At 59.7% G+C, this 11517-nt stretch carries 9 protein-coding genes; 3 read left to right on the plus strand and 6 right to left on the minus strand.

Going from position 1 to position 11517, the window contains the following annotated elements; all coding sequences use genetic code 11:
- Positions 1–124 precede the first annotated feature (124 nt).
- Positions 125–889, minus strand: a complete 765-nt coding sequence (locus K5E40_RS24250) for a GntR family transcriptional regulator (RefSeq protein ID WP_221732973.1) — start codon at positions 887–889, stop codon at positions 125–127.
- A gap of 291 nt (positions 890–1180) precedes the next feature.
- On the opposite strand from K5E40_RS24250, the gene K5E40_RS24255 reads away from it, so the two are divergent.
- Positions 1181–2371: a benzoate/H(+) symporter BenE family transporter gene (locus K5E40_RS24255; RefSeq protein ID WP_221732974.1), complete on the plus strand. Its 1191-nt coding sequence runs from the start codon at positions 1181–1183 to the stop codon at positions 2369–2371.
- Between the two features lie 57 nt (positions 2372–2428).
- On the opposite strand, the gene K5E40_RS24260 is transcribed toward K5E40_RS24255, so the two are convergent.
- Together K5E40_RS24260 and K5E40_RS24265 are read right to left on the minus strand one after the other, a co-directional pair.
- Positions 2429–2773, minus strand: coding sequence for a YggL family protein (locus K5E40_RS24260; protein WP_221732975.1), 345 nt, complete (start codon positions 2771–2773; stop codon positions 2429–2431).
- A gap of 51 nt (positions 2774–2824) precedes the next feature.
- The gene (locus tag K5E40_RS24265) at positions 2825–2965 is read right to left on the minus strand and encodes a hypothetical protein (RefSeq protein ID WP_221732976.1); all 141 of its coding nucleotides are present in this window, start codon (positions 2963–2965) and stop codon (positions 2825–2827) included.
- 42 nt (positions 2966–3007) lie between these two features.
- Here K5E40_RS24265 and dacB point away from each other — a divergent pair, with 42 nt between their 5' ends.
- Positions 3008–4468, plus strand: coding sequence for a D-alanyl-D-alanine carboxypeptidase/D-alanyl-D-alanine-endopeptidase (dacB, locus tag K5E40_RS24270; RefSeq protein WP_221732977.1), 1461 nt, complete (start codon positions 3008–3010; stop codon positions 4466–4468).
- A gap of 124 nt (positions 4469–4592) precedes the next feature.
- Here the strand turns inward: dacB and K5E40_RS24275 are convergent, their stop codons facing one another.
- Positions 4593–6983 (minus strand): GGDEF domain-containing protein, encoded by a 2391-nt coding sequence (locus K5E40_RS24275; RefSeq protein ID WP_221732978.1) that lies wholly within the window; start codon positions 6981–6983, stop codon positions 4593–4595.
- Positions 6984–7127: 144 nt separating this feature from the next.
- On the minus strand, positions 7128–9398 hold the full coding sequence (gene rlmKL, locus K5E40_RS24280) for a bifunctional 23S rRNA (guanine(2069)-N(7))-methyltransferase RlmK/23S rRNA (guanine(2445)-N(2))-methyltransferase RlmL (RefSeq protein WP_221732979.1): 2271 nt from the start codon (positions 9396–9398) through the stop codon (positions 7128–7130).
- A gap of 529 nt (positions 9399–9927) precedes the next feature.
- Between rlmKL and rmf the strand changes: the two genes are divergently transcribed.
- Positions 9928–10143: a ribosome modulation factor gene (gene rmf, locus K5E40_RS24285; protein ID WP_003223300.1), complete on the plus strand. Its 216-nt coding sequence runs from the start codon at positions 9928–9930 to the stop codon at positions 10141–10143.
- Positions 10144–10300: 157 nt separating this feature from the next.
- Here rmf and K5E40_RS24290 read toward each other — a convergent pair whose 3' ends face one another.
- Positions 10301–11320, minus strand: a complete 1020-nt coding sequence (locus tag K5E40_RS24290) for a quinone-dependent dihydroorotate dehydrogenase (RefSeq protein WP_221732980.1) — start codon at positions 11318–11320, stop codon at positions 10301–10303.
- Positions 11321–11517: the final 197 nt, after the last annotated feature.

Raw genomic sequence — 11517 nt, forward strand, 5'->3', positions numbered from 1 at the left:
GTGCTCACCCCGGGGGATTTTTATTGCCAGTCAGTACGCCTTCGCGAGCAAGCCCGCTCCCACATTTGAAATGCATTCCCCTGTGGGAGCGAGCCTGCTCGCGAAGGGAGCGACTCGGTCTACTTTAGAGCTTGGCCGCAGGACGCCCCGGCTTCTTGGTCTGCAACAAATGCGAGAACACCGCATGCAGATCATCCGAAGCGCCTTCCTCATCGAGGTTGAGCTTGCTGTCGATGTGGTCCATGTGATGCATCATCAGGTCCACCGCCAGTTCACCGTTGCGCGCTTCGATGGCGTCGATCAGTTGGGTGTGTTCATCGTAAGAGCAATGCGAACGGTTGCCGCTTTCATACTGGGCAATGATCAGCGAGGTCTGCGAGACCAGGCTGCGCTGAAAACTGATCAGCGGGGCGTTCTTTGCCGCTTCGGCGAGTTTCAAATGGAACTCACCCGAAAGACGAATACCGGCGCCGCGATCACCACGGGAGAAGCTGTCGCGCTCGTCATTGACCATCTGACGAAGTTCTGCAATCTGCTCGGCGGTGGCGTGTTGCACCGCCAGTTCAGTGATCGCACGCTCGACCAGGCGGCGCGCCATGAACACCTGGCGTGCTTCTTCAACACTTGGGCTGGCGACGACGGCGCCACGGTTCGGCCGCAACAGCACGACGCCTTCATGGGCCAGACGCGACAGTGCACGGCGAATGATGGTGCGGCTGACCCCGAAGATCTCCCCCAGCGCTTCTTCGCTCAACTTGGTGCCGGGCGCCAGACGCTGTTCGAGGATGGCCTCGAAGATATGCGCATAGACAATATCGTCCTGGGTGCCGCTGCGGCCGGCTTTGCCTGCTCGCGGTTGTTTCTTGAGGGGTTGCAACTGTTCGTTCATGGGCACTCGAGTCGGGAGAACTGCGGCGAATAGACCGTGACTGTAATACGGCACAGTAGGTCGCTGGCAAGTATCGCGTAAAAAACAGCGCGATTGTACACAATGGATGGTGGCAACACGACTGTATGGCTGTTTGTGACCTTCGCTGTATTGCAACGATCCGTTACGTTTGAGTTTAGGCTTGTTCGCAGAATCCGCCTTTTGCGCACATACCCTGTGGGAGCAAGCCCCCTCCCACAATGGTTGCGTGTCGCCGCGGAAATCTTCATCTGTATAAGGAACACCGCCGTCATGAATGACGCCACGCACACCCAACTGCGCCCTCTCGCCGACACTTCGCCATCGGCCATCGTCGCCGGTTTTATCGCGATGATGACCGGCTACACCAGTTCTCTGGTGCTGATGTTCCAGGCCGGCCAAGCGGCAGGCCTGAGCAGCGGGCAGATTTCCTCGTGGATCTGGGCGATTTCGATCGGCATGGCGGTGTGCTCAATCGGCCTGTCGCTGCGCTATCGCACGCCCATCACCATCGCTTGGTCGACGCCCGGCGCGGCGCTGCTGATCACCAGCCTCGGCGGCGTCAGTTATGGTGAAGCCATAGGCGCCTATGTCACCTGTGCGGTGTTGGTGACGATTTGCGGCCTGACCGGCAGCTTCGAACGCTTGGTGAAAAAGATCCCGGCGTCGCTGGCCGCGGCGTTGCTGGCGGGGATTTTGTTCAAGATCGGCAGCGAAATCTTCGTCGCCGCGCAACATCGCACCGGCTTGGTGCTGGGGATGTTCTTCACCTATCTAGTGGTCAAGCGCCTGTCGCCGCGTTACGCGGTGCTCGCCGCACTGCTGATTGGCACTGCGCTGTCGGGCTTTATGGGGCTGCTGGACTTCAGTGGCTTTCACTTGGAAGTGGCGACACCGGTATGGACCACGCCGCACTTCTCGCTGGCGGCGACCATCAGCATTGGCATTCCCTTGTTCGTCGTGGCGATGACCTCGCAGAACATGCCCGGCATCGCCGTACTGCGCGCCGACGGCTACACCGTCCCGGCCTCGCCGCTGATCACCACCACCGGCATCGCCTCGCTGCTGCTGGCGCCGTTCGGTTCCCACGGCATCAACCTCGCCGCCATCAGCGCGGCGATCTGCACCGGGCCACACGCCCATGAAGATCGCAACAAGCGCTACACCGCGGCGGTGTGGTGCGGGATTTTCTACGGGATTGCCGGGGTATTCGGCGCCACATTGGCGGCGTTGTTTGCGGCACTACCCAAAGAATTGGTGCTGTCGATTGCTGCGCTGGCACTGTTTGGCTCGATCATCAACGGGCTGAGCATCGCCATGAGCGAAGTGAAGGAACGTGAGGCGGCGCTGATCACCTTTATGGTGACGGCGTCGGGGCTAACGCTGTTTTCCATCGGTTCGGCGTTTTGGGGGATTGTGGCGGGGGTTTTGACACTGCTGGTTCTGAATTGGCGCAAAGCCTAAGCCCGGCCTTTTTGGCAGATAGAAAAACGGCGACCCGTAGGTCGCCGTTTTTCAGTATCACTTGGCCGTGTTGATCGGCTTTTCCGGATACCACACGTCCAGCAACGGGCTGATTTCAGCCTTGGTCAGCTCGGAACGGTTTTTCAACCAGGCTTCAACAGCAGCGCGCTGCTCTTCGTTGACCGAGCCACGCTTCTGCAGGCATACCAGACCGAAGTCGTCGCCGCCGACATAGCCCAGACCGTTGGCTTCCATGGCTTCTTTGATGAAGGCTTCGAGGAACGCGTCAATGGCTTCTTCGGACAAGTCTTCTTTGAAGTCCAGGTTCAGTTCGAAACCCAGCTCTTGAAATTCATCAACGCACAGTTTTTTGCGCAGACGCTGGGAACGGTTAGTCGCCATTGGAACAATCCTCTTAAGTAATAACGGCCGGCACTTTACCAGTTTAAAACGTCAATTGCCCGCCTCTGTGGACACAGCGGCCGACCGCCTGTAAAAAAATAACCTGTTGGCCGCCTCCAGCACGGCACAAGCGGCAACACCTTGGGGCATAATGCCGACACTTTCATGACCACTGAGGGCTTTTTCATCCATGTCCTCGCCTTTTTTCCCCTCGGCTGTAGGGTTTTATTTCATATGATCAAATCGTTGCGTCCTCTATTTCTCGCCGGCCTTCTTCTGCCATTGGCCCTGCCTGTTTCTGCTGCCACTATCAATACCGCCCTCACCCCCAACGTCGAAAAAGCGCTCAAGGCCAGCAAATTGCAGCCCAGCGCTTTGTCGTTGGTGATGGTGCCGCTCGACGGCCCGGGTACCCCGACCGTGTTCAATGCTGACGTATCGGTCAACCCGGCCTCGACCATGAAGCTGGTCACGACTTACGCGGCGCTGGAAATGCTCGGCCCCAACCACCAATGGAAAACCGAGTTCTACACCGACGGCGACCTGAGCGGCGGTATCCTCAATGGCAACCTGTACCTCAAGGGCGGTGGCGATCCCAAGCTGAACATGGAAAAACTCTGGCTGCTGATGCGCGACTTGCGCGCCAACGGCGTGACTCAGATCACCGGTGATCTGGTGCTGGACCGCAACTTCTTCGTGCAGCCACAACTGCCGGAATTCAATGATGACGGCAACGACCAGAACAAGCCGTTTCTGGTCAAGCCCGATTCGCTGCTGGTCAACCTGAAGGCCTTGCGCTTCGTGGCGCGCAATGACGGTGGCCGGGTGCTGATCTCGGTGGAACCGCCGATTGCCAGCATCCACATCGAAAACACCGTCAAAGCCCTCAATTCCAAGCAATGCACCGGCGGTGTGCGTTACAACCCGGTGCCGCAGGCCGATGGCAGCGTGACCGTGACCGTCGCCGGCCAATTGGGTGACGGTTGCAGCTCGCAGACTTACCTGTCGCTGCTCGACCACGCGACTTACACCGCAGGCGCCGTTCGGGCGATCTGGAAAGAGCTGGGTGGCAGCATTCAGGGCAAGAATCGCCTGGCGTCCACCCCGAGCAACGCCAAACTGCTGGCCCGCGCTTATTCGCCGGACCTGGCGGAAATCATCCGCGACATCAATAAATACAGTAACAACACCATGGCCCAGCAGTTGTTCCTGAGCCTGGGCCAGAAGTACCGCAACGACGCCGACGGTGACGATGCCAAGGCAGCCCAGCGCGTAGTGCGTCAGTGGCTGGCGAAGAAAGGCATCACCGCGCCGCATCTGGTCATGGAGAACGGCTCTGGTCTGTCCCGTGCCGAACGGGTCAGCGCCCGTGAAATGGCGAACATGCTGCAAGCGGCTTGGCACAGCCCGTACGCCGCCGAATACATCAGCTCGCTGCCAATCGCCGGTACCGACGGCACCATGCGTAAACGCCTGAAGACCACCGCCATGCGCGGCGAAGCCCACATCAAAACCGGCACTCTGAACACCGTGCGGGCGATTGCAGGCTTCAGTCGCGACGTCAACGGCAACACGTGGGCGGTGGTGGCGATCCTCAATGACAAGGCGCCGTTTGGTGCGTCATCGGTGCTGGATCAGGTACTGCTGGATCTGTATCGCCAGCCGAAGACGGCGCAGGCGGCTTCCGTACTGTAAGCAGACCGCCTAGCCCGTGGGAGCGGGCTTGCTCGCGAAGACGTCAGTTCAGTCAGAACGCTATTGGCTGACATTGCGCCTACGCGAGCAAGCCCGCGCCCGCAGGGGATTAGCGCCCACTGGTTTAATTCATCTGCCGCTCAACCCGATCCCGCCCGCCCTGCTTCGCCACGTAAACCCCTGAATCCGCGCGTAGCAATAGCGAATCTGCACCCTCTCCCGGTCGCCAACTGGCGATGCCGAAACTCGCGGTGACCACGCCAACCACATCCACCGGCGCACTGCGAAGGCCCTGCCACAACTTCACGGCCAACCTGTACGCGTGTTCGCCGTCGATGTCCGGACACAGCACCATGAACTCCTCACCACCCAACCGGCAAAACACATCTGTACGCCGCAACCGGTGGCCAATACGCTCGCACACGGCTTGCAGCACCCGATCGCCCACCGCGTGACCATACTGGTCGTTGATGCGCTTGAAATGATCGATGTCGAGCATGATCACCGACAGCTCCCCCCCACCCCGCTCAACCCGGGCCATTTCGGTGGTCAGTCGTTCCTGGAAGTAGCGACGGTTGTGAATGCCAGTCAAAGAATCAGTCACCGACAGTGCTCGCAGCTCCTCCTGCACTCGCTTGAGGTCGGAGATGTCTGAAATGTAGCCGTGCCACAGCACGCCTCCGCCCGGCAGCTCTTCGGGCGTCGCTTCACCGCGAACCCAGCGCAGGCCGCGCTCGGGTAACTGCACGCGGTACTCCTCGCGCCATGGGCTGAGGTTTTCAGCCGAAGCACGAATCGATTTGCGCACGCGGGTGATGTCCTGCGGATGGATGCGAGAAAAGATCGCCTCGGCGTCGAGCAACAGCACGTCCGGCCCAAGTTCGTAGATTTCCCGGATGCCGTCGCTGGCATAGATCACGCTGAAACGCCCACCGAACTCCATTCTGAATTGATAGATGCCGCCCGGGACATGGGCACTGAGCTTCTTTAACAACACGTCCCGCGCCGCCAGAGCCTCGTGCACCCGCTTGCGTTCGGTGATGTCGATGCAGATCGCCAGATGCCCCACCCACAGGCCCTGCTCATCGAGAACCGGTGTTGCGAGCATGTTCACCGGCAAATGACTGCCATCGTGGCGCACCAGCGTCCATTCGCGCGCTTCGTGACCGCCCACTTCTCCCCCCTCGACCAACATCGCCTGACAGGTCGGAATGGTCTTGCCATAGCGCGCGCTCAACTCGGCAGAGCGCGCCGTCAACTCACGCGAAAGGTGCAGGTTTTCCAGGGTCATGTGGCCGACGACATCGGCGCTGCTGTAGCCCAGCATCTGTTCCGCGCCCGGGTTGAAGGTGTTGATCACGCCGCGCAAATCAGTGGCGATAATCGCTACTTGCGTGGCGGCATTCAGCACGCCACGCAACTGGCCGTGGGCGCCGCGCAGTTCCTGCTCGCGGGCATGCAGTTCCCGGGTGCGCTGCTCGACCAGGTGCAGGGCTCGCTGACGCTGACTGACCAGCACGTAGAGCAAGGCACTGAGCAAAAGACTGAGCATCGCCCCCAGTACCACCAGGCTGCTGATGGAGGAGTGATTGGCCTGCAGGAACACTTCGCTGGGCTGCATTTCAACCTGATAGTCGTGGTCAGCCAGACGCAACAGGCGGGTCGACGACAGATCGCTCGCCCCGGGTTTGTTCGCCGAATCGTACAACACCTCGTGTTGCTCGGCAGTGGAGAGGTCGAGAATGCGCACCGTCAGGAAGTCATGGTTTTCTTCAGGCAACCCGTCCGCGAGCAACTGACGCATGCTGATCACCGCCATGACGTAGCCTTGCGGCAATCCGCCCGGCGCGCCTGCGCGGTTGATCGGCGCCAGCAGCAATACTCCCCGCGCATAGGCCGGCTCGATGCTGACCAGATTCAACGGTTGCGAGACGGCCATACGGCCGGTGTGATCGGCGCGCTCCAGCGTTGCACGGCGCAGCGGCTGCGCCAGCAGGTCATAACCCAATGGGGTCGGCAAGCGACTCTGGGTCTGGGTGTAGAGCACCGGTACGTACTCGTCGCGATCCCCCGCCACTTGCAACTGGCCGTCAGCGCTCAGTTCGCGAAAGGTAAAAGTGCTCAAGCCCTCGTCACGAACCGCCTGCTCCAACGCAAGTCGCTGTGCACGCGGCACGCGAGGGGCATAGGAATAGGCTTGAGTGCGCAACAGCAGGGGTTTGGCATAACCATCGAACTCGGCGCGGGACACCGATTGGGAATTGACGAAGAAGCGACGCAAGCCGTCCAGGCGCTGTTCCTGATCCTGAAAGCGCTCTTCGATGCGGCTGTAGCGTTCATTGGCCAGCAGTTGAAAACGCTGATGCAATTGTTGCTGCAACTGATTGAGGGTCGCCCAGGCAAGCAGCCCCGTGAGAATCCCGCCGGCGAGCAATACCAGCATCGCGACCAGCCAGGCCGAGACGTCTTCGCTGATGAAACCCAGAATCTTCGGGCGCACGGGGTGCAACGACATAAGGGCCACTCACTACGCCACTATTGCGGGAAAACGCCATTGGTCATGAGTGAGTTATAGCTATTAGCCACTAATTTGGCTAGCACTGAGAGAATCCAAGAGCCTTTAAAAATCAAGGCTCTGTGGATCCAATCTTTCCAAGCGTCAACGAGCCGTGATTTTCCAGGCGCGGTGGATTTTGGTGTTGCGGGCGAAATCCGGATCAAGGGTCTGCGCGCTGATTTCCTCGACCGCGTAACGCTCGGTCAAATTCTCCTCCAACTCGAACTTGCGGAAGTTGTTGGAGAAGTACAGCACGCCGCCCGGCGCCAGGCGAGCCATGGCCAGATCGATCAACTGCACCTGATCACGCTGCACGTCGAAAATCCCTTCCATGCGCTTGGAGTTGGAGAAGGTCGGTGGATCGATAAAGATCAGGTCGTACTCGTCCCGACAGCTCTCCAGCCACGCCATCACGTCGCCCTGCTCCAGACGGTTCTTGTCCGAGTAGCCGTTCAGCGACAGGTTACGACGCGCCCAATCGAGGTAAGTCTTCGACAGGTCGACGCTGGTGGTGCTGCGCGCACCGCCCTTGGCCGCGTGGACGCTGGCCGTCGCGGTGTAGCAGAACAGATTGAGGAAGCGCTTGCCGGCGGCCTCTTTCTGAATGCGCATGCGGATCGGCCGGTGATCGAGGAACAGGCCGGTGTCGAGGTAGTCGGTGAGGTTGACCAGCAACTTCACGCCGCCCTCGCTGACTTCGTTGAACTTGCCCTGTGCGCTCTGGCGCTCGTACTGCTTGGTGCCGCTCTGGCGTTCGCGGCGCTTGACCACCACGCGGTTCTTGTCGACGTTCAGTGCCTGCGGAATCGCCGCCAGGGCATCGAACATGCGGGCCGAGGCCTTTTCCGGGTCGATGGACTTCGGCGCCGCGTATTCCTGGACATGCACCCAATCGTGGTACAGGTCGATGGCCATCGAATACTCAGGCATGTCGGCATCGTAGACGCGGTAGCAATCAATGCCTTCGCGCTTGACCCACTTGCTCATGGCCTTGAGGTTTTTTTGCAGACGGTTGGCAAACATCTGCCCGCCTTCGCTCAAGCGCGGCTGCTCGATCACTGGCGCCGGGGCTGGCGTTGGTTTGATCGGATTGCCGTTTTTGTTGAATTTGCGCTCTTGCGGCTCGTCCGGGGTTTGATCGTAAGCCGCTTGCTCACGCTCGGCCTGACGCTGTTCCGGTGTGCGACGCTCACCGGTGACAAACTGATCCGGCAGCACTTTGATCAACAGCAACTTGCACGGCAACGCACCGTTCCAGAACGAATACTGCTTGTGACTGCGAATGCCCATGCGCTTGCCCAGATCCGGCGCGCCGGTGAACACCGCCGCTTCCCAGTTCAGGCAGGCCTGACGCAGACGCTCGCCGAGGTTCTGATAGAGGTAAAGCAGGCTGGCTTCGTCACCCAGACGCTCGCCATACGGCGGGTTGCAGATCACCAGACCTTTCTGGTTCTGATCCGGACGCGGCTCGAACGTCGCGACTTCGCCCTGGTAGATCTTGATCCACTCGCTTAAACCCGCACGTTCAACGTTGTTGCGGCCCGGTTGAATCAGGCGCGGGTCCGCTTCGTAACCGCGAATCCACAGCGGCGGCTTGGCCAGACCGGCAGCGGCACGCTGGGAAGCTTCTTCGTGGAGTTTCTTCCACAGCGCCGGCACATGACCAAGCCACGCGGTGAAGCCCCACTGCTCACGACGCAGGTTCGGCGCCATATCGGCGGCGATCATGCCGGCTTCGACGAGGAACGTACCAACACCGCACATAGGGTCAGCCAGCGCGCCGCCTTCAGCCGCAATGCGCGGCCAACCGGAACGGATCAGAATCGCCGCCGCGAGGTTTTCCTTCAACGGCGCCGCGCCCTGCTGCAAGCGATAGCCGCGCTGGTGCAGGCTGTGGCCGGAAAGGTCGAGGGACAGAATGGCTTCGCCGCGATCCAGACGCAGGTGAATGCGCAGATCCGGGTTCAGCTTGTCGATGCTCGGGCGATCGCCCTGCGGGGTACGCAGTTTGTCGACAATGGCGTCTTTGACTTTCAAGGCGCCGAAGTGGGTGTTGTCGATACCCGAGCCGTGTCCACTGAATTCAACGGCCAGGGTGCCGTCGCTGAGCATGTGGTCCTGCCACTCAACGTCGAGCACGCCGTGGTACAGGTCTTCAGCGTCTTTCATCGGAAAACGCTTGAGCACCAGCAGCACACGGTTGGCCAGACGCGACCAAAGGCACAGGCGATAAGCGGTTTCCATGGTCGCCATGCCACGCACGGCGGACGTGTGCTCGCGGGCTTCTTCAAGGCCAAGCCCGACGGCTTCCTCGATGAGCAGGCCTTCAAGGCCTTTGGGGCAAGTGAGGAAGAGTTCGAAACAATCGGACATGGTTTTTCCAGAGCCTTTGGCTAGTGAATCGGCAACGCATTGCCGATCCGGTTTTCAATCAGGCGCTTTTCTAAAAGAACGCCCGCGTGGCACGAAGGTGTGCCATTCCATCCCCGCTGCTCGGGTTAAAAGAGCTTAGATGCAAGGACAGATAAAAACGTGGTGAAACAAATTGCCGTAAAACGACCCTTCGTCGAATAGTACCTGACGCTAAACGTGGGTCATTCTCACTAAAGAATTAAACCCATCATCCAGCGCGGAGCCGATCATACCGGGGTTTGCTTAAAGAACGCGCATGAAACCCGTCGTTACTTATGGCATTAGCACTATTTTTGTTACGTGCTTATGACAAAACGATCATTCCATCGGTGTGACTCATTGGTTAGAACTGAGCACAGGTTGACGTTGAAACGGCGTCAACACCTTGGCTCGCCACGCCGGCAGCGAGCCGCCAACGGCAGGAGTTTTCTGCCAGACCTCGGTTGAGGTCAACGCGTCAAGAACAGTCAACAAGTGAGGGAAACACCCTATGAGAAGACTTAAGCGTGATCCGTTGGAAAGAGCATTTTTGCGCGGATATCAATATGGCGTTGGTGGAAAATCCCGTGAGCTTTGCCCATTTACTCTACCGTCGGTACGTCAAGCCTGGATCAACGGCTGGCGAGAAGGACGCGGCGACAACTGGGACGGTATGACCGGCACTGCGGGAATCCACAGACTCAACGAACTTCACGCCGTCGGCTGACACAGGGCATTTACTCCGACACGACAATCTGAATGTTTAACGCATTAACCACGCACGTCCTTCCCGGACGGCGGGCTGCGGCCCAGGGGCTCCTTCGAGGAGCCCTTTTTTATCCCTGAATGATCATTTTTTGTGCTGGATCACACAACCTGCGGGATCAGCGCAGGGCAGCGATGGCGTCGACCGATTCACGAATCAACGCCGGGCCTTTATAAATGAAGCCAGAATAAATCTGCACCAGGCTCGCACCGGCCGTGATCTTCTCAGCCGCATGTTTGCCTTGCGTGATACCGCCAGCGGCAATGATCGGCAAACGACCCGCCAACTCAGCCGCCAGCACCTTCACCGTGTGCGTGCTCTTGTCACGCACCGGCGCGCCGGACAGACCGCCCGCCTCGTCACCATGCTCCATGCCTTCAACACCGACACGGCTCAGGGTGGTGTTGGTCGCGATCACCGCGTCCATCCCGGTTTCGATCAACGCTTGAGCGACCTGCGCCGTTTCTTCGTCAGTCATGTCCGGAGCGATCTTGATCGCCAGCGGCACATGTTTGCCGTGACGCAACGCCAGTTCGGCGCGGCGCGTGGCCAGGTCGGCCAGCAACTGTTTGAGCGAATCACCGAACTGCAAACTGCGCAGACCCGGAGTGTTCGGCGAGCTGACGTTGACCGTGATGTAGCTGGCGCGGGCGTAGACCTTGTCCAGGCAGATCAGATAATCGTCCACGGCACGCTCGACCGGGGTGTCGAAATTCTTGCCGATGTTGATGCCCAGCACGCCTTTGTATTTGGCCGCTGCGACGCGCGCCAGCAGATTATCGACACCGAGGTTGTTGAACCCCATGCGATTGATGATCGCCTCAGCTTCCGGCAGGCGGAAAATCCGCGGTTTCGGGTTGCCCGGCTGCGGACGCGGGGTCACGGTGCCGATTTCGACAAAACCAAAACCCAGTTGCGCGAAGCCGTCGATGGCCGCGCCGTTCTTGTCCAGACCGGCCGCCAGCCCCACCGGGTTCGGGAACTCCAGCCCCATGACCGTCACCGGCATCTTCGCCGGAGCCTTGCACAGCAAGCCATTGAGGCCCAAACGCCCACCTGCGCCGATCAGATCCAGCGACAGATCGTGGGAGGTTTCCGGGGAAAGTTTGAACAACAGCTGACGGGCCAGGGAATACATGGGCGGCGATGACTCGGGCGGCGAAAAGAGGCGGCGATTATAGCCGGGCATCGACCTGCGGCGCGAGGCGCACACGCAAATCGCATGTCTAGTCCTGAAATAGGTTTACACCTGTTTCACCCCAACGCCCGATGCACTGCATCGGGCGTTTTGTATTTTAAGGACAGGTGCGGGCGTTCCTGGTTGTAGATCAGGAT

This window comes from Pseudomonas baetica (assembly GCF_019733355.1).
Taxonomy (GTDB): Bacteria; Pseudomonadota; Gammaproteobacteria; order Pseudomonadales; family Pseudomonadaceae; genus Aquipseudomonas; species Aquipseudomonas baetica_A.